Origin of the sequence: Pseudomonas sp. GL-R-26, assembly GCF_019947365.1 — a bacterium.
GTDB lineage: Bacteria > Pseudomonadota > Gammaproteobacteria > Pseudomonadales > Pseudomonadaceae > Aquipseudomonas.
Genome location: NZ_JAGYGI010000001.1, coordinates 224608 through 247686, shown reverse-complemented (window position 1 = coordinate 247686; position 23079 = coordinate 224608). Strand labels below are relative to the sequence as shown.

The 23079-nt window shown below is 62.9% G+C and carries 21 protein-coding genes; 14 read left to right on the top strand and 7 right to left on the bottom strand.

Annotated features, from left to right (window positions below; genetic code table 11):
- Positions 1-48: 48 nt before the first annotated feature.
- The 7 genes from KGA96_RS01070 to gshB all read right to left on the bottom strand — a co-directional run bounded on the left by KGA96_RS01070 (position 49) and on the right by gshB (position 6110).
- Positions 49-1320 (bottom strand): dihydroorotase, encoded by a 1272-nt coding sequence (locus tag KGA96_RS01070; RefSeq protein WP_223465265.1) that lies wholly within the window; start codon positions 1318-1320, stop codon positions 49-51.
- Positions 1317-2321 carry an aspartate carbamoyltransferase catalytic subunit gene (locus KGA96_RS01065; RefSeq protein WP_007939362.1) on the bottom strand — a complete coding sequence of 335 codons (1005 nt, stop codon included), beginning with the start codon at positions 2319-2321 and terminating at the stop codon, positions 1317-1319. Before KGA96_RS01065 ends, KGA96_RS01070 begins: the two co-directional genes overlap by 4 nt.
- Before the next feature lie 27 nt (positions 2322-2348).
- Positions 2349-2852: a bifunctional pyr operon transcriptional regulator/uracil phosphoribosyltransferase PyrR gene (pyrR, locus tag KGA96_RS01060; protein WP_046039256.1), complete on the bottom strand. Its 504-nt coding sequence runs from the start codon at positions 2850-2852 to the stop codon at positions 2349-2351.
- 78 nt (positions 2853-2930) lie between these two features.
- Positions 2931-3368 carry a Holliday junction resolvase RuvX gene (ruvX, locus tag KGA96_RS01055; protein WP_056726497.1) on the bottom strand — a complete coding sequence of 146 codons (438 nt, stop codon included), beginning with the start codon at positions 3366-3368 and terminating at the stop codon, positions 2931-2933.
- On the bottom strand, positions 3368-3940 hold the full coding sequence (locus KGA96_RS01050) for a YqgE/AlgH family protein (protein WP_046039260.1): 573 nt from the start codon (positions 3938-3940) through the stop codon (positions 3368-3370). Before KGA96_RS01050 ends, ruvX begins: the two co-directional genes overlap by 1 nt.
- Positions 3941-4132: 192 nt before the next feature.
- Positions 4133-5032 (bottom strand): energy transducer TonB, encoded by a 900-nt coding sequence (locus KGA96_RS01045; protein WP_046039262.1) that lies wholly within the window; start codon positions 5030-5032, stop codon positions 4133-4135.
- A gap of 106 nt (positions 5033-5138) precedes the next feature.
- Positions 5139-6110, bottom strand: coding sequence for a glutathione synthase (gene gshB, locus KGA96_RS01040; protein WP_046039264.1), 972 nt, complete (start codon positions 6108-6110; stop codon positions 5139-5141).
- A gap of 235 nt (positions 6111-6345) precedes the next feature.
- Here gshB and pilG point away from each other — a divergent pair, with 235 nt between their 5' ends.
- From pilG to madL, 14 genes are all read left to right on the top strand, one after another.
- Positions 6346-6750 (top strand): twitching motility response regulator PilG, encoded by a 405-nt coding sequence (pilG, locus tag KGA96_RS01035; protein ID WP_007987791.1) that lies wholly within the window; start codon positions 6346-6348, stop codon positions 6748-6750.
- Positions 6751-6807: 57 nt separating this feature from the next.
- Positions 6808-7173 (top strand): twitching motility response regulator PilH, encoded by a 366-nt coding sequence (gene pilH / locus KGA96_RS01030; protein WP_007897961.1) that lies wholly within the window; start codon positions 6808-6810, stop codon positions 7171-7173.
- A 10-nt stretch (positions 7174-7183) separates the two neighbouring features.
- Positions 7184-7723, top strand: coding sequence for a chemotaxis protein CheW (locus tag KGA96_RS01025; RefSeq protein WP_046039266.1), 540 nt, complete (start codon positions 7184-7186; stop codon positions 7721-7723).
- Between the two features lie 156 nt (positions 7724-7879).
- Positions 7880-9940 (top strand): methyl-accepting chemotaxis protein, encoded by a 2061-nt coding sequence (locus tag KGA96_RS01020; RefSeq protein ID WP_046039268.1) that lies wholly within the window; start codon positions 7880-7882, stop codon positions 9938-9940.
- A gap of 37 nt (positions 9941-9977) precedes the next feature.
- Positions 9978-15884, top strand: coding sequence for an Hpt domain-containing protein (locus KGA96_RS01015; protein WP_223511339.1), 5907 nt, complete (start codon positions 9978-9980; stop codon positions 15882-15884).
- On the top strand, positions 15877-16338 hold the full coding sequence (locus tag KGA96_RS01010) for a chemotaxis protein CheW (protein ID WP_223465270.1): 462 nt from the start codon (positions 15877-15879) through the stop codon (positions 16336-16338). The genes KGA96_RS01015 and KGA96_RS01010 overlap by 8 nt, the downstream gene beginning before the upstream one ends.
- Positions 16339-16585: 247 nt before the next feature.
- Positions 16586-18256 carry a malonate decarboxylase subunit alpha gene (gene mdcA, locus KGA96_RS01005; protein WP_116579621.1) on the top strand — a complete coding sequence of 557 codons (1671 nt, stop codon included), beginning with the start codon at positions 16586-16588 and terminating at the stop codon, positions 18254-18256.
- Positions 18256-19131 carry a triphosphoribosyl-dephospho-CoA synthase gene (locus KGA96_RS01000; RefSeq protein WP_046039274.1) on the top strand — a complete coding sequence of 292 codons (876 nt, stop codon included), beginning with the start codon at positions 18256-18258 and terminating at the stop codon, positions 19129-19131. Before mdcA ends, KGA96_RS01000 begins: the two co-directional genes overlap by 1 nt.
- Positions 19131-19430: a malonate decarboxylase subunit delta gene (locus tag KGA96_RS00995; RefSeq protein ID WP_046039276.1), complete on the top strand. Its 300-nt coding sequence runs from the start codon at positions 19131-19133 to the stop codon at positions 19428-19430. Before KGA96_RS01000 ends, KGA96_RS00995 begins: the two co-directional genes overlap by 1 nt.
- Complete coding sequence (locus KGA96_RS00990; RefSeq protein WP_046039278.1) at positions 19423-20274, top strand: biotin-independent malonate decarboxylase subunit beta; 852 nt, start codon at positions 19423-19425, stop codon at positions 20272-20274. Before KGA96_RS00995 ends, KGA96_RS00990 begins: the two co-directional genes overlap by 8 nt.
- On the top strand, positions 20271-21074 hold the full coding sequence (gene mdcE / locus KGA96_RS00985) for a biotin-independent malonate decarboxylase subunit gamma (RefSeq protein WP_046039279.1): 804 nt from the start codon (positions 20271-20273) through the stop codon (positions 21072-21074). The genes KGA96_RS00990 and mdcE overlap by 4 nt, the downstream gene beginning before the upstream one ends.
- Positions 21068-21688 carry a malonate decarboxylase holo-ACP synthase gene (locus KGA96_RS00980; protein ID WP_223465274.1) on the top strand — a complete coding sequence of 207 codons (621 nt, stop codon included), beginning with the start codon at positions 21068-21070 and terminating at the stop codon, positions 21686-21688. The genes mdcE and KGA96_RS00980 overlap by 7 nt, the downstream gene beginning before the upstream one ends.
- Positions 21685-22596 carry a malonate decarboxylase subunit epsilon gene (gene mdcH / locus KGA96_RS00975; protein WP_046039282.1) on the top strand — a complete coding sequence of 304 codons (912 nt, stop codon included), beginning with the start codon at positions 21685-21687 and terminating at the stop codon, positions 22594-22596. The genes KGA96_RS00980 and mdcH overlap by 4 nt, the downstream gene beginning before the upstream one ends.
- A gap of 65 nt (positions 22597-22661) precedes the next feature.
- A complete protein-coding gene (gene madL, locus KGA96_RS00970; protein ID WP_056726512.1) occupies positions 22662-23078 on the top strand; it encodes a malonate transporter subunit MadL in 417 nt (138 codons plus the stop codon).
- Position 23079: the final 1 nt, after the last annotated feature.

The window sequence follows — 23079 nt, the reverse complement described above, 5'->3', positions numbered from 1 at the left end:
GAAATGCATATTCCCGTGTGAGCTGCCGCAGGTTGCGATCTTTTGTTTTTAAGCCTGGTGGCTGATCCGCCCATCCACCAGGGTGTAACGCACCACACCCGGCAGGCTATGGCCAATGAACGGGCAGTTTTCGCCCTTGGACAGCCAGGTTTCACCCGCCACGGTCGAGGCCGCAGGGTCGAACAGCACGATGTCCGCCGCGCCACCCACCGCCAGTTTGCCTGCCGGCAGGCGCAAGGCCTCGGCAGGGCCGGCGCTCAGGCGCTTGAGCAACGTCGGCAGGTCCAGCAAGCCGTCTTCGACCAGGGTCATTGCCAGTGGCAATAGCAGTTCAACGCTGCTGATGCCCGGCTCGGTCGCGCCGAACGGTGCCAGTTTGGCGTCACGCTCATGGGGTTGGTGATGGCTGGAGATGGCCGAGATCACGCCGGATTTCACCGCTGCGCGCAGGCCCTCGCGGTCGGCGCGGGTGCGTAGCGGCGGCTGGACGTGGTACAGGCTGCTGAAGCCGATCAGGGCTTCGTCGGTCAGGATCAGCTGGTACAGGGCGACATCCGCGGTCACCTTCAGGCCCCGGGCCTGGGCCTGGGCGATCAGCTCCACGCCGCGTGCGCTTGTGAGCTGGCTGAAGTGTGCGCGCACGCCGGTCTGTTCAACCAGCAGCAGATCCCGGGCCAGGGCGACGGTCTCGGCACTTTCCGGAATGCCCGGCAAGCCCAGGAAGCTGGCGGTCGGCCCTTCATGAGCCAGGCCACCTTCGGCCAGGTCGTAATCCTGGGAGTTGAAAATCACCGTCAGGTCGAAAGTCGCTGCGTAGTCCAGCGCCCGGCACAGGGTACGGGTGTTGCGGAAACTCTCCAGGCCGTTGCCGAAGGCCACGCAACCGGCATCGCGCAGTGCCACGAGCTCGGCCAGCTGTTCACCGTCCAGGCCTTTGCTCAGGGCGCCAATCGGGAAGACTTTGGTGTTGCCGGCCTCACGGGCGCGGTCGAGGATCAGTTCGGCCACCGCCGAGGTGTCCAGGACCGGTTTGGTCTTTGGCGGGCAGCACAGGCTGGTCACGCCGCCAGCCGCCGCCGCGCGGGTTTCGCTGACAATCGAGCCTTTGCGGCTGTAACCCGGTTCGCGCAGGGCAACGTTGAGGTCGACCAGGCCGGGAGCGGCCACCAGGCCTTTGGCGTCGATGGTGTCGACGGCGACAAAACCGGCTGGCGCAGCGCCAAGGGCGACGACTTTGCAGGCTTCAATGTGGATATCGGTCACTTGATCCAGGCCAGTGGCCGGATCGATCACGCGGGCACCGAGAATGCTGAGCTTCACTGGGCGTTCTCCTGCTCGAATTGGCGTTGCGCAGTCTGCCCGCTCATGGCCATGGACAGTACCGCCATACGAATGGCGATCCCGTAGGTCACCTGGTTGAGGATCACCGAATGCGGGCCGTCGGCCACCGCCGATTCGATTTCCACGCCACGGTTGATCGGCCCCGGGTGCATCACGATGGCATCGGGCTTGGCGCCGGCCAGGCGCGCGGTGGTCAGGCCGAACAGGCGGTAGAACTCGCCCTCGCTCGGCAACAGGCCGCCGGTCATGCGTTCACGCTGCAGGCGCAACATGATCACCACGTCGACGTCTTTCAGGCCTTCGGTCATGTCGGTGTAGACCTTCACGCCGTATTGCTCGATGCCGATCGGCAGCAGGGTTTTCGGCGCGATCACGCGGATGTCCGGGCAACCGAGGGTTTTCAGGGCCAGCATGTTCGAGCGCGCGACTCGCGAATGCAGGATATCGCCGACGATGGCCACCGAAAGGTTTTCGAAACCGCCCTTGTGTCGACGGATGGTCAGCATGTCGAGCATGCCCTGGGTCGGGTGTGCGTGCCGGCCGTCGCCGCCGTTGATGATCGCCACTTGCGGGCAGACATGTTCGGCGATGAAGTGCGCGGCACCCGAATCACCGTGGCGCACGACGAACATGTCGGCGGCCATGGCTTCCAGGTTGCGCAGGGTGTCGAGCAGGGTTTCGCCCTTGCTCGCCGACGACGTGGACACGTTGAGGGTGATCACGTCCGCCGAGAGCCGTTGGGCCGCCAGTTCGAAGGTGGTGCGGGTGCGGGTCGAGTTCTCGAAGAACACGTTGCACACGGTCTTGCCGCGCAGTAGCGGGACTTTCTTCACGGCCCGGGCGCCGACTTCAAGGAAGGAGTCGGCGGTGTCGAGGATTTCCGTCAACAGCTCGCGGCGCAAACCGTCGAGCGAGAGGAAGTGGCGCAGCTGGCCCTGATCATTGAGCTGCAGCGGGCGCTTGGTTTCTAGAGGCGTCATCGCGAGGGGGACTCTCAATAGGGCGAATTAAAGGGCGAGGTCTTGCAGTTCGAGCGCAAGCTCCGGGCCGGACAGCTTCACCCGTTCGTGGGCGGCCAGCGACAGGGTCGCGCCAACCACGTTCGGGCGGATCGGCAGTTCGCCGGCGTCCAGGTCCAGCAGGCACACCAGCGTCACGCTGGCCGGGCGGCCGTAGTCGAACAGTTCGTTCATGGCGGCGCGGATGGTCCGGCCGCTCATCAGTACGTCGTCGATCAGCACCAGGTGCTGGCCTTCGATCTCGAACGGCAGCGCCGAAGGGCGAACCTGCGGGTGCAGGCCGTTCTGGCTGAAGTCGTCGCGGTAGAAGGACACGTCCAGGGTGCCGAGGGGCTCATTGCTGCCCAGCTCCTTGAGCAGGGCCTGGGCCACCCAGACGCCGCCGGTACGGATGCCGATGAAGCGCGGGTCGCTGATGCCTCGTTTGACCAGATAGGCGTCAAGTCGGGTCGCCATCTGGCTGATCAGTTCGGCGGGATTGGGCAGGCTCATGGTTGCTCCTTCTTGGGCCCGAGCCAGCCTGTGCGGGAAGTGGCTCGGGTTGTAGCTAGAGAGACGCACAGCGGCTCTTCAGGATTCAAACAGTGCGGTGTTTTCGTCGAGCCAGCCTTGCAGCAGCAGGGCGGCGGCGATGGCATCGACCGGGTTGTCGCGGTAACTGCCTTTCTGGCCACCACGAGCCAGGCGTTCGCCCTTGGCCTCGAAGGTGGTCAGGCGTTCATCGTGGGTATAGAAGGGCAGGTTGAAGCGGCCGTTCAGGCGCCGGGCGAACTTTTCCGCGCGGGCGCACATGTCGCTGGGCGTACCGTCCATGTTCAACGGCAGGCCGACCACAACAGCATCGGGTTTCCACTCTTTGATGAGAGCTTCGACCTGGTTCCAGTCGGGGATGCCGTTCTGCGCCTTCAGGGTGCACAGCTCGCGAGCCTGGCCGGTAATCACCTGGCCGACCGCAACGCCGATCTGTTTGGTGCCGTAGTCAAAACCCAGAATCAGCTTCAGGGCCATCAGGCGTGCCCCGCCTGGCTGGTCAGCAGGCTGAGGTTGACGCCCAGATGTTTGGCCGCCGCTTCCAGGCGCAATTCACTGCTGGTATTGAACAGGATGTCGGCGTCGAACGGGCAGTTCAGCCAGGCGTTCTGCGCCAGTTCGGCCTCCAGTTGCCCGGCTTCCCAACCGGCGTAGCCGAGGGCAATCAGGCTTTTCGCCGGGCCGACACCGTCAGCGATGGCGAACAGCACGTCCTGGGAGGTCGACAGGGCCAGCTCGTCTTCCAGATCAACGGTCGCCTGGAAGCTCAGACCTTTGGGGTGAAGAACGAAACCGCGATCGGTCTGCACCGGGCCACCGATGAAGATCGGCACATGCTGGCAGAGCGCTGGCGGTTCGATTTCCGGGCGCAATTGCTCAAGGATATCGGCCAGGTTCAGATCTTGCGGACGGTTGACCACCAGCCCCATGGCGCCATTGGCCGTGTGCTCGACGATGTAGGTCAAGGTGTGCGCAAAGTTCGGGTCGGCCATGTGTGGCATGGCGATCAGGAATTGATGCTTGAGGTAGCTGGGGCTGACGTTTTTCATGACCGCTAGTGTGGCGTTCGAGGGGCGAACTGACAAGCTGGGGATGCACAGGAAATGCCCCGAATATCAGTCGCGACACAGATTAAGTGTGGGAGCGAGCCTGCTCGCGATGATGGCGGTACATCCAGCATTTAAGTGTCAGACAGATCGCAATCGCGAGCAGGCTCGCTCCTACAGGGGGTTTGCGGTGAATCAATTGCTTGAGAGCCTGTCACCACGGGCAAATTTCCAGGTGCGGATGATCTCCAGCCGGTCGATATCCGACAAATCCCCGGTAAACGGTGCAAAGGGTGCTGCCAGTCGCACAATCCGCTGGGCCGCCTGGTCCAGCAGCGGTTGGCCCGAAGATTCCAGCACCAGCACTTCATACAGCGAACCGTCGCGGTTGATCGACACCATCAGGCGCAAGTTGCCGTAGATCTGTTTGCGCCGCGCTTCGTCGGGGTAGTTGAGGTTGCCGATGCGCTCGACTTTCTTGCGCCATTCGTCCTTGTACCAGGCGCCCTTGTCGCGCATGGTCGAGGCCGCGCTCAAACGGTGAATGCGTGGGCGCTTGGCGTACAGCTGTTGTTCGGCGGCCAGTTCCGCTTCGAGGCTGGCGATGTCGCTGGACAGTTGCTCGCTGTCGAAGGTCGGCGCCTGGACCTGGGGCTTGACCTCGGTCTTGGGCTCCTCGGTCTTGGCGGGGGCTTTTTTCGGCTTCGGCGCCACGGTGGTCACGGCAGCCTTCGGCGGGGCCTCCTGCGCTTCAGGCTTGGCGGCCGGCGGTGGCGTGACCTTTTGCACCTTGTTGTCCTGGAACGGCGCGACCTCGGTGGTCTTGGGAATCGCCTTTTTATCCAGGGTGCCGCTGCCTTGCTGATTTTCCTGGGCCAGGAAATCGGCTTTCTCGGGCTTTTTTTCGCTTTTGAAGGTGGCGAGGGTGATTTCCAGGGTTTTGCTGATCTGCTTGGGCTCGACCACTGCAAACCCGACACCCAACAGCAAGGCCAGGTGGATCAACACCGCCAGAAACAGGGTAAAACCGAGGCGATCAGCCGGGCGCACGCCACGGTGGGCGAGCTCAGCAGGCAGATCGGACGGGAGGGTCATGGCAAAAAAACCAACATCGCGTTTTTACGGGCCCGGCATGATAACGCAATGTTGGTTTTTAGCTTCAAGCTCTAAGCTTCAAGCGACAAGCTGTACTCCGCACGCTTCAAGCTTGCCGCTTGTGGCTTGCAGCTTGCAGCTGCTTCTCTATGGCATCCATCAACATGCCGCCGATGTCAGTGCCAAACGCGTTATCGATCTCGCGAATGCATGTCGGGCTGGTGACGTTGATCTCGGTCAGGTGTTCGCCGATCACGTCCAGGCCAACGAACAGCAGGCCTTTTTCACGCAGGGTCGGGCCGACTTGCGCGGCGATCCAGCGGTCCTTGTCGGTCAGCGGACGGGCTTCGCCGCGACCACCGGCAGCGAGGTTGCCACGGGTTTCGCCTTGGGCTGGAATCCGCGCCAGGCAATAATCCACAGGCTCGCCATCGATCATCAGAATGCGCTTGTCGCCGTCCTTGATCGCCGGCAGGTAGGCCTGGCCCATGATCTGCTGGGCGCCGAGGGCGGTCAGGGTTTCGAGGATCACCGACAGGTTCGGATCGCCCGCGCGGTGACGGAAAATCGACGTGCCGCCCATGCCATCTAGCGGCTTGAGGATCACGTCGCCGTGTTTGGCGGCGAATTCGCGCAACACGTCGGCGCGGCGACTGACTACGGTCGGCGGCGTGCACTGCGGGAACAGCGTGGCGAACAGCTTCTCGTTGCAGTCACGCAGGCTTTGCGGCTTGTTGACCACCAGCACGCCAGCGCGCTCGGCTTGCTCCAGCAAATAGGTGGAGTAGACGAACTCCATATCGAACGGCGGATCCTTGCGCATCAGGATCACGTCCAGATCGCTCAGCAGCGCGTCGCTTTCGGCGCCCAGTTCGAACCATTTTTCCGGGTTGGCGAACACCTGCAGCGGACGCATCCGGGCCCGGGCCTGGCCTTCGCCCTGATACAGGTCGCGCTGTTCCATGTAGAACAGCTCCCAGCCACGCTTCTGCGCGGCCAGCAGCATGGCCAGCGAGCTATCCTTTTTATAGGAAATGCTGGCGATAGGGTCCATGACAATCCCGACGCGAACGCTCATTGGGTTTTCCTCGAAAATTGGCTACCGGATCGGTATGAAAAAAGTGGCGTCAGAGTGGCGCTGAGTGTGTTCCCGGTCAAGGAAAAACCACCTTGCGGGTCGGCCGATAGATTGGTTCTGGAGACTGTGCTAAAAAGGCTGCCATGTCGTGCCGGCCCTTGAACATCAAGGGTTTCGAGCCGCGTTAACCGGCAAACGGACAATTTGTTTCGCAAAGGCGACGGTAGAGCATTTTATGGAACAGCACCCCAGCGCCTTGAAGGTCATGGTGATCGACGATTCGAAGACGATCCGTCGCACCGCCGAAACGCTGCTCAAGAACGTGGGTTGTGAGGTCATCACGGCCATCGACGGTTTTGATGCCCTGGCCAAGATTGCCGACAACCATCCCGGCATCATCTTTGTCGACATCATGATGCCGCGGCTGGATGGCTATCAGACCTGCGCCCTGATCAAGAACAACAGCGCGTTCAAGTCCACGCCGGTGATTATGCTGTCGTCCAAGGACGGGCTGTTCGACAAGGCCAAGGGGCGCATCGTTGGCTCCGACCAGTTTTTGACCAAGCCGTTCAGCAAGGAAGAATTGCTTGATGCGATCCAGGCCCATGTTCCTGGCTTCGCCGCCGTTTTGCCGCAGTAGGACACGCACAGTGACGCTCGGCCATCGGGCCAGGCGTCGACAAGAATGGGGAAGACCATGGCACGTATTCTGATCGTCGATGATTCGCCGACCGAAATGTACAAACTGACCGGCATGCTGGAAAAGCACGGTCATGAAGTGTTGAAAGCCGAAAACGGCGCCGACGGCGTGGCCCTGGCCCGCCAGGAAAAGCCCGATGCAGTGCTGATGGACATCGTCATGCCCGGCCTCAACGGCTTCCAGGCCACCCGCCAACTGACCAAAGACCCGGAAACCGGGCATATCCCGGTGATCATCATCACCACCAAGGATCAGGAAACCGACAAGGTCTGGGGCACGCGCCAGGGCGCCAAGGACTATCTGACCAAACCGGTCGATGAAGACACCCTGATCAAGACCCTGAACAACGTGCTGGCCGGTTGATCGTCAGGCCATGAACGAGTCGCTGACGGCTTTCGAGCTGCTGCTGCAAATCGACCAGCGCTGTCGTCTGCTGGCGGCGGACCTGCCGTCCCAGCCGGCCCGGCGGGACAGCTGGAGCGGCATCGGTTTTCGCCTGGGCGAACACTGGTATGTCGCGCCTATGAGCGAAGTCAGCGAAGTCCTGCATGAGCCGCGCTCTACTCAGCTGCCGGGGGTCAAACCCTGGGTCAAGGGTGTCGCCAACCTGCGCGGGCGTTTGCTGCCGGTCATGGACCTGTGCGGCTTCTTCGGGCACGAGCTTTCGGCGGCGCGCCGGCAGCGGCGGGTGTTGGTGGTGGAACATGAAGAGGTGTTTGCCGGGTTGCTGGTCGATGAAGTCTTCGGCCTCCAGCACTTTGCCCAGGACAGCCTGGAGCCGGTGCCGGCAGACGAGTTGAAGGGGCCGGTGGCGGCGTTCGTCAAAGGCCGGTTTCAGCGCGAGCAGTGCTGGCAGGTGTTCAGCCCGTTTGCGTTGACGCAGTCCCAGGGGTTCATGAACGTCGCGGTGTAGTTGGAGCAACAGAGAACCTTGTGGGAGCGAGCTTGCTCGCGATGACGGACTTGCAGCCAGCATTAATGTCGACTGACACACCGCTATCGCGAGCAAGCTCGCTCCCACAGGTTCCTCGGCAAGTCTTGGAAGGTGTGGGTTAACAGGCGAGGACCGATGATAAAAGCAAAAGCAGGCAAGCCAATGGAAGGGTCGCGCAGCCGGTCGCAGATTATCGTGCTGTTTATCGCGCTGATCGTCTTCATCATGCTGCTGTTCGCCAACTTCGCGTACCTCAACACCCAGGCTGTCTATGACAAACAGTACATCGGCCACGCCGGCGAACTGCGCGTGCTGTCCCAGCGTATTGCCAAGAACGCCACCGAAGCCGCCGCCGGCAAGTCTGCCGCGTTCAAGTTGCTCAGTGATGCGCGCAACGATTTCGCCCAGCGCTGGGGTTATCTGAAGAAGGGCGACCCGGCCACCGGTCTGCCGCCAGCCCCTACCACCGTGCGTCCAGAGATGCGCGCGGTGCAACAGGACTGGGAACGCCTGCTGAAAAACACCGATGCGATTCTTTCCAGCGAGCAAACCGTCCTGTCGCTGCATCAGGTCGCCGCGACCCTGGCCGAAACCGTGCCGCAATTGCAGGTCGAGTACGAGAAAGTCGTCGAGATCCTGCTGCAGCGGGGCGCCCCGGCGGCCCAGGTGGCCATGGCCCAGCGCCAGTCGCTGCTGGCCGAGCGAATCCTCGGCGCGGTCAACACGGTGTTGGCCGGCGACGAAAATTCTCAGCAGGCCGCCGATGCATTCGGGCGTGACGCGACGCAGTTCGGCAAGGTGCTCAATGGCATGCTCCAGGGCGACCCGGCGCTCAAGGTCAGCCAGGTCGAAGACCACGACGCCCGTGCGCGACTCGCGGAAATTTCCGAGCTGTTCGAGTTCGTCTCGGGCTCGGTGGACGAGATTCTCGAAACCTCGCCGGAACTATTCAAGGTCCGCGAATCGGCCTCGAACATTTTCAGCCTGTCGCAAACCCTGCTCGACGAAGCCTCACACCTGGCCAGCGGTTTCGAAAACATGGTCGGCGGGCGCACCACAGACACCATTGGCGGTTATGTGCTGGGCTTGTTGGCGCTGGCTTCGATCATCCTGATCGGCATGGTGATGGTGCGCGAAACCAATCGTCAGTTGCGCGAAACCGCCGAGAAAAACGAGCGAAACCAGAACGCGATCATGCGCCTGCTCGACGAGATCGAAGACCTGGCCGATGGCGACCTCACGGTGACGGCCTCGGTGACCGAAGACTTTACCGGCACTATCGCCGACTCGATCAACTACTCCGTCGACCAGTTGCGCGATCTGGTCGCGACCATCAACCTCACCGCCGGCCAGGTGGCCGCCGCCGTGCAGGAAACCCAGGCCACCGCCATGCATCTGGCCCAAGCGTCGGAACATCAGGCCCAGCAGATTTCCGAAGCGTCGATGGCGATCAACGACATGGCCGAGTCCATCGACCAGGTGTCGGCCAACGCGGCGGAATCTTCGGCGGTTGCCGAGCGCTCGGTGGAAATCGCCAACAAGGGCAACGAGGTGGTGCACAACACCATCCACGGCATGGACAACATTCGCGAACAGATTCAGGACACCGCTAAACGCATCAAGCGCCTGGGCGAGTCATCCCAGGAAATCGGCGACATTGTCAGCCTGATCGATGACATTGCCGACCAGACCAACATCCTTGCCCTCAACGCGGCCATCCAGGCGTCCATGGCCGGTGACGCCGGTCGCGGTTTCGCCGTGGTCGCCGATGAAGTGCAGCGCCTGGCCGAGCGCTCGTCCGCCGCTACCCGGCAGATCGAAACCCTGGTGCGGGCGATCCAGACCGACACCAACGAAGCCGTCATTTCCATGGAGCAGACGACGACCGAAGTGGTGCGCGGCGCTCGTCTGGCGCAGGATGCCGGTGTGGCCCTGGAAGAAATCGAAGGCGTGTCCAAGACACTTGCGGCGTTGATCCAGAGCATTTCCAATGCGGCGCAACAACAGACGTCGTCGGCCGGTCAGATTTCCCTGACGATGAACGTGATCCAGCAGATCACCTCGCAGACGTCGTCGGGTTCCACCGCCACGGCCGACAGCATCGGCAACCTGGCGAAAATGGCCAGTCAGTTGCGTCGTTCGGTGTCCGGTTTCACCTTGCCCGATGCCAAGGCGCAGGTTGTGGACAAAGCTTGAACCGCCCATGGGTATCTGAATTGTGATTGGAGTGGTTATGGGTGATCGGCACGACTATGTGGCCCTCGAGTGGGTCAAGGGCGAGATTGCCGAAACGCTGAAACAGGCTCATCACGCGATTGAAAACCTGCTCGATGATCCGCAGGCGACCCAAGCGCTGGATGATTGCCTGGCATGCATCCATCAAGTCCACGGCAGTTTGCAGATGGTCGAGTTCTACGGCGCGGCGTTGCTCGCCGAAGAAATGGAACAGCTGGCCATGGCCTTGCAGAGCAACCGTGCCAGCCATCGCGACGAGGCGTTGCACTTGTTGATGCAGGCCCTCGGGCAACTGCCGATCTACCTCGAGCGGGTGCAAGGCGCGCGTCGCGACTTGCCACTGGTGGTGTTGCCCCTGATCAACGACCTGCGCAGCGCCCGTGGCGAAAGCCTGTTGTCGGAAACTAGCCTGTTCAGCCCGCAATTGCCCGAGTTGCCAGCGTTGGATGCAAAAACGCTGGCGCAGCTGGAGCCGGCCGAGTTGCCCGGTGTGCTGCGCAAGCTTCGGCAGATGCTGCAGCTTGCGCTGGTCGGATTCCTGCGTGAACAGGACAACGACACCAACCTCGATTACCTGGCCAAGGTCTTCACCCGCCTCGAAGCACTGTGCACCAATGCACCTCTGAGCCCGTTATGGCAGGTGGCATCGGCGCTGGTCGAAGGCATGCGGGGCGGTGCGATCGCCAACAGCCCGGCCTTGCGCAGTCTGTTCAAGGAGGCCGACAAGGAACTCAAGCGCATGCTCGAACAAGGCATGCCCGGCATCAATCAACCGGCCCCGCCGGAGCTGCTCAAGAGTTTGCTGTTCTACATTGCTAAGGCCGAACATCCCACCGGGCAGATGCTGACCATGAAAGAACGCTACTCACTGGACGACGCGCTGCCTGACAGCGCGATGGTCGATGAAGAACGCGCGCGGCTGGCCGGTCCCGACCGTGATGCCATGCGCTCGGTACTGGCTGCGCTGTGCGAAGAGCTGGTGCGGGTCAAGGAGCGCCTGGACCTGTTCGTGCGCAGTGACCGCCAGCACACCTCCGACCTCGACAGCCTGCTGGCGCCGCTGCGGCAAATCGCTGACACCTTGGCGGTGCTGGGTTTCGGCCAGCCGCGCAAGGTGATCATCGATCAATTGGCGGTGGTGCTCAGTCTCGCTCAGGGTCAGCGCGAACCCAACGATGCGATCCTCATGGACGTTGCCGGGGCCTTGTTGTACGTCGAAGCGACGCTGGCCGGCATGGTCGGAACCGTTGAGCCGGAGAGCCAGGACGACAACCGCCTGCCGACCACCGACCTGACGCAGATCCATCAGATCGTGATCAAGGAGGCCCGCATCTGTTTGCTGCAGGCCAAGGACATGATCGTCGACTACATCGACGCCGATTGGGACCGCCAGCATTTGCAGGCGCTGCCGGCCTTGCTGACCCAGGTGCGTGGCGCGCTGGCGATGATTCCCTTGAGCCGGGCGGCGAGCCTGGTCGAGACCTGCAATCACTTTATTCGCGAGCACCTGCTGCTCGAGTCGGGTCAACCGGGCTGGCAGGAACTGGACAGCCTGGCCGACGTGATCACCAGCATCGAGTACTACCTCGAGCGCCTCAGCGATGACCCGCAGGCGCAGGGTGAAAACCTGCTCGATGTCGCGGAAAAAAGCCTGGCAAGCCTCGGGTTTTTCCCCAGTGAGCAGCATGTGCCCGTGCTTGATGATGTACTCAACCCGAGCGATGCGCAGGTCATGCAGATGATGCAGGAGCTGGATGATCCACAGATCGTCCAGACCCTGGCCGATGTGCTCGCCAGCCCGGTTTCGAGCCTGAACCCGCCCGCGTTGAACACCCCGGGCAGCCTGCTGCCGCCGCCCGCGGGCGAAGAGCCGGTGGACGAAGAACTGCGCGAAGTGTTCCTCGAAGAAACCGACGAGGTCCTGGAAGTCCTGCGCGAGTACTTACCGCGCTGGTCGGTCAACCCTGACAACCGTTCGGCCCTGGGTGAGCTGCGCCGCGCCTTCCATACCCTCAAGGGCAGTGGCCGCATGGTGCGCGCTCTGGTGCTGGGCGAGCTGGCCTGGGCCGTGGAAAACCTGCTTAACCGCGTACTGGAAAACAGCGTGGAACCGGGCGCCACGGTGCAGCAACTGATCGGCGATGTGCTGCATCTGCTGCCGGAACTGGTGGCCGAATACGCCGCCAATGCCCAGCGTCAGCGCAACGATGTCGACCAGTTGGCCGCCCGCGCCCATGCCCTGGCCAAGGGCGATGAACCGGTGTCCGATGAGGATACGCAAGATGTCGCGGCCCTCGACCCGCTGTTGCTGGAGATCTTCCGCAAAGAAGCCGAAACCCATCTGGGCAGCCTCAATCGCTTCCTTGATCAGGCTGCCGAGCACGTGCCGTTGCAGGCCAGCGACGAATTGCAGCGCGCCTTGCACACCCTCAAGGGCAGCGCTTATATGGCCGGTGTGTTGCCTATTGCCGAGCTGGCCGCACCGCTGGATCAACTGGCCCGAGAATACAAGGCGCACCTGATCGCGCTGGATCTGGATGAAGTCGAATTGCTGCTGGAAGCAGAAGGGCTGTTTCGCCTCGGCTTGCGCCAGCTCAAGAAAGATCCGCTGGCGGAAATTCCCGGTGCCCGGGGTTTGGCCGAGCGCGCCAGGGTGCTGCTGGCCGAGCACCTGGAAAACCTCCTGAGCACACCGAACAGCGGGTTGCGGATCAAGCGCGATCCGCAACTGATCAACAACTTTCTCGCCCAGGGCATGGACATCCTGCTGGACGCCGAAAGCCTGTTGCAGCGTTGGCAGCAACACCCCGGCGAACGTCAGGAACTCAGCGCGCTGCTGGACGAACTGACAACCCTCGGCGAAGGCGCCCACCTGGCCGACCTGCACCCGGTGGATGAGCTGTGCGAAGCATTGCTCGATCTGTACGGTGCCGTGGAAGAAAGCAGCCTGGCGGTCAGCGAGCGGTTTTTCCATGAGGCACAGGCTGCCCACGAAGCGCTGATCAACATGCTCGACGAACTGGCCGCCGGCCAGGAAGTCAGCCCGCAGCCGCAACGGATCAGGGCCTTGCGCGAACTGCTCGACGAGAGCCTTGACCCTTCCGCCATGGGCCTGATCCGCAGCGATGGCAGCCGCAGCTTGAGCATCCGCGAATTGGGTACGGCCACCGCCGAGCTTGAGCAGAGTGCGACGGCGCCAGGACTGGACGATGAAATCGTTGCGATCTTCCTTGAAGAGGCGGTGGATATCCTCGAAAGCGCCGGTCAGGCCTTGCAGCGCTGGTTGCGCGACTCGGACAACGCCGCGCCGCTGTCGTCCCTGCAACGGGATTTACACACCCTCAAGGGTGGCGCGCGCATGGCCGAGGTCGGGCCGGTCGGGGATCTGGCCCATGAACTGGAAAGCCTTTACCAGGGCTTGGTGGACCGTCGTTATGCCTTCAGCGATTCACTGGCGGTACTGCTCAAACAGAGCCATGAGCGACTGGCGCTGTACCTCGAACAGTTGCAGCTCAACCAGCCGCTGGACGATGCCCCTGAGCTGATCGAAGCCATTCGTGCCTACCGTCAAGGTCATTCGGGTATCGCCGAGTCCGCCCGGCAGGCGACCGACAACGACTCGGCTGCGCACGATCCGGAATTGCTGGAGATCTTCCTCGAGGAAGGTTTCGATATCATCGAAAGCTCCGGGGCGGCGCTGGAGCGCTGGCAGGCCCAACCTTCGAGTCGTCAGGAAGTGGAAACCCTGCTGCGCGACCTGCACACGCTCAAGGGTGGCGCGCGCATGGTGGAAATCGCCGCGATCGGCGATCTGGCCCATGAACTGGAGTTCCTCTACGAAGGCCTGTCCACCGGCATGCTGCAACCGACGGAGCCGTTGTTTGCGCTGTTGCAGCGCAGCCATGACCGCCTGGCGCAGATGCTCGACGCGGCCCGCGCCGGCGAGCCGATGCCGCCGGCCGACCGCTTGATCGATGCGATCAAGAACTTCAGCCACCCGGCCGTGCCTGAAGCGCCCGCGCCGGTTGCGCCGTCGGCCACGCCCAAGGCCGAGCCGCTGGCGCCGCCGTCCGATGTCGGCGCCGACATGGTCAAGGTCTCGGCGGAGCTGCTCGACGATTTGGTCAACCTGGCCGGTGAAACCTCGATCTTCCGTGGCCGGATCGAGCAGCAGGTCAACGATGCGCACATCGCCCTGAATGAGATGGAGACTACCATCGAGCGGATGCGCGACCAGTTGCGCCGCCTCGACACCGAGACCCAGGGGCGGATCCTCAGCCGCCAGCAAGTCGACGCCGAACGCCTGGGCTACGAGGAATTCGACCCGCTGGAAATGGACCGCCACTCACAATTGCAGCAACTGTCCCGGGCGCTGTTCGAATCGGCCTCTGACTTGCTCGACCTCAAGGAAACCCTCGAGCGACGCAATCACGACACGGAAAACCTGCTGCAACAGCAGGGCCGCATCAACACCGAATTGCAGGAAGGCCTGATGCGCACGCGCATGGTGCCGTTCGAACGCATGCTCCCGCGTTTGCAGCGCATCGTCCGGCAGGTGTCCAGCGAACTGGGCAAGGACGTGGATTTCATCGTCGACAACGCCGAAGGCGAGATGGATCGCAACGTTCTCGAGCGCATGGCCGCGCCGCTGGAACACATGCTGCGCAACTCCGTCGACCATGGCCTGGAGTCCGTCGAAGCGCGGCTGGCGGCGGGGAAACCGGCCAAGGGCAAGATCACCCTCGATCTGCTGCGCGAAGGCGGCGACATCATTTTCGACATCCGCGACGACGGCGCCGGTGTGCCGCTGGACGCGGTGCGGCGCAAGGCGATCAAGCGCGGCCTGCTCGCCCCGGACAGTGTCATCAGTGATCACGACGTGTTGCAGTTCATCCTGCAACCGGGGTTTTCCACCGCCGAAAAAATCACCCAGATCTCCGGGCGCGGCGTTGGCATGGACGTGGTGCACGAAGAGGTGCGGCAACTGGGCGGCACCATGAGCATCGACTCGGTGCCCGGGCAGGGCGTGCATTTCCGCATTCGCCTGCCGTTTACCGTATCGGTCAACCGGGCGTTGATGGTGCAGTGCGGTGAGGACCAATACGCGATCCCGCTCAATACCATCGACGGCATCGTGCGCGTCCTGCCCAATGAACTCGAAGGGTATTTCCGCTTCGATTCGCCGACCTACGAATACGCCGGACAACGTTACGAGCTGTGCTACCTGGGTGAGCTGCTGAAAACCAGCCCGCGCCCGAAACTGTTGGGCCAGAGCCTGCCATTGCCGGTGTTGCTGGTGCAGTGCAACGAACGGCACATTGCGGTGCTGGTGGACGCCATGGCCGGCACTCGCGAAATCGTGGTCAAGAGCCTGGGGCCGCAGTTTGCGGCGGTGCAAGGGGTGTCCGGGGCGACGATTCTCGGGGATGGCCGGGTGGTGCTGATTCTGGATTTGCTGGCGCCGATCCGCGCCATGCAGGCCCGTGTACCCCAGCGTCCGGCGGGGCAAGAGATCGAGGCCGAACCGCATCGGCCGCTGCTGGTGATGGTGGTCGACGACTCGGTCACCGTGCGCAAGGTCACCAGCCGCTTGCTCGAACGCCACGGCATGAACGTGCTGACCGCCAAGGACGGGGTCGATGCCATGCTGCTGCTGGAAGAGCATATGCCCGACCTGATGCTGCTGGACATCGAGATGCCGCGCATGGATGGCTTCGAAGTCGCGACCCAGGTGCGCAACGACGAACGCCTGCAACACCTGCCGATCATCATGATCACCTCCCGCACCGGACAGAAACACCGCGACCGCGCCATGGCCATCGGCGTCAATGATTATCTTGGCAAGCCGTACCAGGAATCGGTGCTGCTCGAAAGCATCGCCTTGTGGAGCAAGACCCATGCTTGAGCACCGCACCAGCAACCTCACAGGCCTGCTGCTGCCGTTGGCCGACCGCAACCTGATCCTGCCCAACGTCGCCGTTGCCGAGCTGATCGATTACCAGCAGCCGGGGACGTTCGACCTCGACACACCGCCGTGGTATCTGGGCCTGGTGACCTGGCGCGACCGGCAGATTCCGCTGCTGAGTTTCGAGTCGGCATGCGCGCAGAAAGTCGTCATCGGCGAACGCGCGCGGATCGTCATTCTCAACGCCCTTGGCGGGCGGCCCGAACTGAAGTTCATCGCGCTGTTGGTGCAGGGGATTCCTCGCTCCTGCAAGCTCGATAGCCAGTTGAGTTATGTGGATGTGCCGTTGTGTTCGCTGGAGCAGGCGGCGGTGCAGGTGGGCGAGCAGGTGGCCAAGGTGCCGGATTTGTTGGCGCTGGAGGCGTTGTTGGTGGATGCCGGGTTAATCAACTGATCCCGATTCAGTTGTGGTCTTTCCGGCCCCTTCGCGGGCAAGCCCGCTCCCACAGTGTCCGTGTGTTGCCCAAATTCAACGGCAACCACTAACCCTGTGGGAGCGGGCTTGCCCGCGAAGAGGCCCGCATGAACGACGCAGATCTCGATCATTAACCTGAGCGTAACGATCCACCACTCTGCTTGATTGATACGCTACGCCCAACACTCCTAAGGTAGCTCCACGACAGCGAACCCGTGGAGTGGTCATGACAACAACAATATCCCCCGACTCGCGATGGACGCGGCGGCGCAGCGAAAAGCAGCGGCGCCTCGAGCTGGTGCGAGGTCTCGCCGACGGTGTGGTGTTGCCCACCGACAACATCGTCGCGGCGCTTGAAGCGCTGATCCTGCCCGGCGACCGTGTGGTGCTCGAAGGCAACAACCAGAAGCAGGCGGATTTCCTCTCGCGCTCCCTGGCCAAGGCCGACCCCGCGAAGCTGCACGACCTGCACATGATCATGCCCAGCGTCGGGCGCTCCGAGCACCTGGACCTGTTCGAACGCGGCATCGCCCGCAAGCTCGACTTCTCTTTTGCCGGCACCCAGAGCCTGCGCATCAGCCAGTTGCTTGAAGACGGCCTGCTGGAAATCGGCGCGATCCACACCTACATCGAACTCTACGCACGACTGGTGGTGGACCTGATTCCCAACGTCGTGCTTTCGGCCGGATTCATGGCCGACCGCGCCGGCAACATCTACACCGGGCCGAGCACCGAAGACACCCCGGCACTGATCGAGCCGGCGGCCTTCAGCGACGGCATCGTCATCGTCCAGGTCAACCAGTTGGTGGACGACGTCAGCGACCTGCCGCGCGTCGACATTCCAGCCTCCTGGGTCGACTTCGTGGTGGTGGCCGACAAGCCGTTCTATATCGAACCGCTGTTCACCCGCGACCCTCGGCACATCAAGCCCGTGCACGTGCTGATGGCGATGATGGCGATCCGCGGGATCTACGAAAAACACAACGTGCAGTCGCTCAACCACGGTATCGGTTTCAACACGGCCGCCATCGAACTGATCCTGCCGACCTACGGCGAGTCCCTCGGCCTCAAAGGCAAGATCTGCCGCAACTGGACCCTCAATCCGCACCCGACCTTGATTCCCGCGATCGAAAGTGGCTGGGTCGAAAGCGTGCATTGCTTCGGCACCGAGCTGGGGATGGAGAACTACATTGCGGCGCGGCCGGATGTGTTCTTTACCGGGCGCGACGGCTCCCTGCGTTCCAATCGGATGTTCAGCCAACTGGCCGGGCAATACGCTGTGGACCTGTTCATCGGCGCGACTTTGCAAGTCGATGGCGACGGGCATTCCTCCACCGTGACTCGCGGACGCCTGGCCGGTTTCGGCGGGGCACCGAACATGGGCCACGACCCGCGCGGTCGCCGTCACGGCACGCCGGCCTGGCTCGATATGCGTAATACCGATGTGGCCGAGCCGATGCTCGAGCGTGGCAAAAAGCTCGTGGTGCAGATGGTCGAAACCTTCCAGGAGGGCGGCAAACCGACTTTCGTTGAAACCCTCGATGCGGTCGATGTGGCGAAGAAAAGCGGCATGCCATTGGCGCCGATCATGGTCTACGGCGACGACGTGACCCACCTGTTGACCGAAGAAGGCATCGCCTACCTGTACAAGGCGCGCTCGCTGGAAGAACGCCAGGCGATGATCGCCGCCGTCGCCGGGGTGACCGCCATCGGCCTGCGCCACAACCCCAAAGACACCGCGCGCATGCGCCGCGAAGGCCTGATCGCCTTGCCCGAAGACCTCGGCATCCGCCGCACCGACGCCACTCGCGAGTTGCTCGCAGCGAAAAGCGTGGCTGATCTGGTGGAGTGGTCCGGTGGCCTCTACAACCCGCCCGCCAAGTTCAGGAGCTGGTAATGCACGCACTTAACCTGCAACCCAAAAGCCTGAGCCTGGCCGAACGGCTGGCGGATCTGGCGGTGGACGCGCTGATCGACGAGGCTGATCTGTCGCCAAAACCGGCACTGGTCGACCGTCGCGGCAATGGCGCCCACACTGATTTGCACCTGGGGCTGATGCACGCATCTGCTCTGTCCTTATGGTCGACCTTTAAAGAAATGGCTGAAGCCGCCATCGAGTTCGGCGAGATCGACTTGCCCCTGCGCGAAGCCGTGGGCCGCATCGGTCGCGAAGGTGAGCAAGCCATGCTCGACACCACCGGTGGGGTGAACACCCATCGCGGGGCGATCTGGGCCTTGGGCTTGTTGGTCACTGCCGCGGCGCTGGAGCCTCAATCCTGCAGCGCCAATAGCATGGCGTTACGTGCTGCGCGGTTGGCCCTGCTCGACGACCGTTTTGCACCACGTCCGCTCAGTCACGGTGCGCAAGTCGCCCAACGCTACGGCGCTCGCGGTGCCCGTGAAGAAGCGCAATTGGGTTTTCCGGCAGTGACCCAACGTGCTCTGCCACAACTGCTGCGCAGCCGCGCCGCCGGCCATGGCGAACAGAACGCCCGGCTCGATGCGCTGCTGGCGATCATGACCAATCTGGCTGACACCTGCGTGCTTTACCGCGCCGGTGAAGAAGGCCTGAACACCATGCAACTGGGCGCCCGGGCGGTGCTCGATGCTGGTGGCAGTGCCAGCCTCGGCGGACGTCGCCGCCTGCATGAGCTGGACCAACAACTCATCGCGTTGAATGCCTCGCCCGGCGGTGCTGCCGACCTGCTCGCAGCCTGCCTGTTCATCGACCGTATCGCGTCTGGCGACGGCCTCATCCAGGGAGTGTTTTGATGGAAACCTTATCTTTTGAATTCCCTGCCGGGCAGCCGCCACGCGGTCGCACCCTGGTGGGTTGTGTCGGCTCTGGCGATCTGGAAGTGCTGATCGAACCGGGCCAGTCCGGCAAGCTGACGATCAACGTGCAGACCTCGGTCAATGGCAGCGAACAGCGCTGGCAGCACCTGTTCGCACGGATGTTCGACGGTCAGACGCCACCGGCGATGGATATCGATATCCACGATTTCGGCGCGACACCCGGCGTGGTGCGCCTGCGTCTGGAGCAAGGCTTCGAGGAGATCGGCCATGACTGACAGCGCATCCCTGCTGAACAAGCACAGTTTCGTCGAGCTCGGTGCTCGGCAACGCGCCAAGGCGTTGCTCGACGCCGGCACCTTCCGCGAACTGCTCGACCCCTTTCAACGGATCATGTCGCCGTGGCTGTCGCGCCAGGGCGTGGTGCCACAAGCCGATGACGGCGTGGTGATCGCCAAGGGCAATCTCGATGGTTTGCCGGTGGTGATCGCGGCCATCGAAGGTGCGTTCCAGGGTGGCAGTCTCGGTGAGGTCGGCGGAGCAAAAATTGCCGGCGCACTGGAACTGGCCGCCGAAGACAACCGCAACGGCATCCCGACTCGCGCCGTGCTGCTGCTGGAAACCGGCGGTGTGCGCTTGCAGGAAGCCAACCTTGGCCTGGCGGCCATTGCCGACATCCACGCGGCGATTGTCGAGTTGCAGCAGTACCAACCCGTGGTCGGTGTGGTGGCGGGCAGCGTCGGTTGCTTTGGCGGCATGTCGATTGCCGCCGGGTTGTGCAGCTATCTGTTGGTGACCCAGGAGGCGCGACTCGGCCTGAACGGTCCGCAGGTGATCGAACAGGAAGCCGGACTCGAGGAATACGACTCCCGCGACCGGCCCTTCATCTGGAGCCTGACCGGTGGCGAGCAGCGCTTCGCCAGTGGCCTGGTGGATCGCTATGTTGCCGACGACGTGGCGCAGATTCGCCAGCAAGTCGGCGAGTTGCTCCAGCAAGGTTTGCCGGCGCAACCACGTAGCCAACAGGCCGAGCTGTTCCTGCAACATCTGGCGCGTCTGGACGCCGAACCGCAAATCGAGCCGTCTGTGGTTCGCGATCTGTACCAAGGAGAACGCCCATGAGTTCGTATTCCCTGCGAGGTTTGAACTGGTTCAACGCCTTGAGTGCCGGGGCGAAAGCGGTCGAGGGTTTGCCGGCTTCGCTGAAGGTCGCCGACGGTTCGCTGGGCGATCAGCCTGTGCGTTTCATCGCGGTGGTGGCCGACCCGGAAAACCGCTTCGTCCGTGCACGCAATGGCGAAGTGGGGCTGCTCGAAGGCTGGGGCCTGGCGAAGGCGGTGGATGAGGTGATTGCCGCCGATGCTGACAAAACGCAGAAGCGCGCAGTGATCGCCATCGTCGACGTGCCGAGCCAGGCCTACGGCCGACGCGAAGAAGCCCTCGGCATTCATCAGGCGCTGGCCGCTGCGGCGGACAGTTATGCCCGTGCCCGTCTGGCCGGTCATGCGGTGATCGGCTTACTGGTGGGCAAGGCGATGTCCGGGGCATTTCTGGCCCACGGTTATCAGGCCAACCGCTTGATCGCCCTGCGCGATCCGGGGGTGATGGTGCACGCCATGGGCAAGGCGTCGGCGGCGCGGGTGACCTTGCGCAGCGTCGAAGAACTCGAAGCCCTGGCTTCCAGCGTGCCGCCGATGGCCTATGACATCGACAGCTATGCCAGCCTCGGGCTGCTGTGGGAAACCTTGTCGGTGGAAAAGATCGAGCAGCCGACTGCGGCGGATCTGACGCGGGTGACCGAGTGCCTGCATCAGGCGATTGGCGATGTGGCCGCCGCGGGCCCTGATCTGAGCGGTCGCCTGGGTGCGGCCAATCGGGCGGCGTCGAGCAAGGTTCGCCAATTGCTGAGAGCGCAGTGGTGAGCACGCTGTTGGCTCACGACCTGCTGTGGGGCATGACCCCGCAGCAGTTACCTGTGGATGCGCCTGCCTGGGTGATCGAGTCGATCAGTGCCGGCCAGCCGGTGGTGGTCCGTCGTGCCTTGAGTGTGGCGGGGCAGGTGGCGGTGGGCGTGCGCGGGCCGTTGCGCGAACTGCGATTTGCAGCGGTGATGGAAGTCGCTGCCGTCACGCGCCGGGTGCGGCCGGAAGAACTATGCCATGTTCAAGGCCGACGCGATTTCCCGGCGCTGCGGGCCTTGGCGCAACTGCGCTCGCACCTCGATGACAGTGGTTGGGTCTGGGGTGTCAGCGGCAGCGCCGGGTTCGAGTTGGCCAGTGGGTTTGCCGCTTTGCACGAGGGCAGCGACCTCGATCTGATCCTGCGTACGCCACGTCCGTTGAGTCGTGTCGACGCGCAGGCGTTGGTGGCCGTTCTTGATGCCGCCGTGTGCCGCGTGGACCTGCAGTTGCAGGCACCGTCGGGCGCCGTTGCCTTGCGCGAATGGGCCGGTGCTTCGTCGCGGGTCCTGTTGAAAAGTGCCACTCAGGCCAGCCTGGTCACTGATCCGTGGAATCCACAGGAGCAAGCAGCATGAGCAGCTTGCTGGTGTTCCCCGGCCAAGGCGCGCAACAACCCGGGATGCTGGCGCGTTTGCCTCGGGAAACATTGAACGAGGCGAGCGACCTGCTCGGTGAGGATGTGACGCAGCTGGATTCTGCCGAGGCGTTGCAGTCGACGAGGGCGGTGCAGCTTTGCCTGCTGATCGCCGGTGTCGCCGCTTCACGTCAGTTGGCCATGGCCCCGGACTACTTGGCCGGCTTGTCGATCGGCGCTTACCCTGCAGCGGTGGTGGCTGGCGCCCTGGGTTTCAGCGATGCGTTGCATCTGGTCAGCCTGCGCGGTGAGTTGATGCAGCAGGCTTATCCACAGGGCTACGGCATGACCGCGATCATCGGTCTGGACCTGGCCACGGTGGAAGGATTACTGGCCCGGGTGCACAGCGCGCAAATGCCGGTTTATCTGGCCAATATCAACGCCGATAACCAGGTGGTGATTGCCGGTAGCGACGCGGCGATGAAAACGGTGGCCGAGTTGGCGAAAGGTTGCGGGGCTGGCTTGGCCAAGCGTCTGGCAGTGAGCGTGCCGTCCCACTGCCCATTGCTTGAGGTACCCGCGCAACGGTTGGCCGAAGCCTTCGCCAAAGTGCCGCTGCACACCCCGAAGATGGGCTACCTGAGCGGCAGTCGCGCGCGTCCGCTGATCAAGCCTGAAGCCTTGCGTGATGACCTGGCCTTCAACATGTGCCGCATCGTCGATTGGCGCGGCACGGTACAAAGCGCCTACGAGCGCGGCGTGCGTCTACAGATCGAACTGCCGCCCGGTGCGGTGCTGACCGGGCTGGCGCGCCGGGTGTTCGAGCAGGGCACCGTGATTGCCTTCGACGGTGCCCGGCTCGATACCTTGCAGGCGCTGATGCGAGAGGAGGGAAGCTGCCACTCTTAAATCACCCGACTTAAGGCTTCGAACAACAAAAACAACATTCGAAATGCACTTTGAGGACTACAACAATGATTATTTACGGTGTGGCGCTGTTGGCGATCTGTACGCTGGCAGGGGTGATCATGGGTGACATGCTCGGTGTGTTGCTGGGAGTGAAGTCAAACGTCGGCGGTGTCGGGATCGCGATGATCCTGCTGATTTGCGCACGGTTGTGGATGCACAGGCGTGGCGGCATGACCAAGGATTGCGAGCTGGGCGTCGGCTTCTGGGGCGCCATGTACATCCCGGTGGTGGTGGCGATGGCCGCGCAACAAAACGTGGTCACGGCGCTGCATGGTGGTCCGGTGGCGGTATTGGCGGCGATCGGTTCGGTGGTGATCTGCGGCTGCACTATTGCCCTGATCAGCCGGACCCACAAAGGCGAACCCTTGCCCGATGAACCGGTGGATGTAACGCCGGTTGGCGCACCGGCAGGAGGTCGCTGAT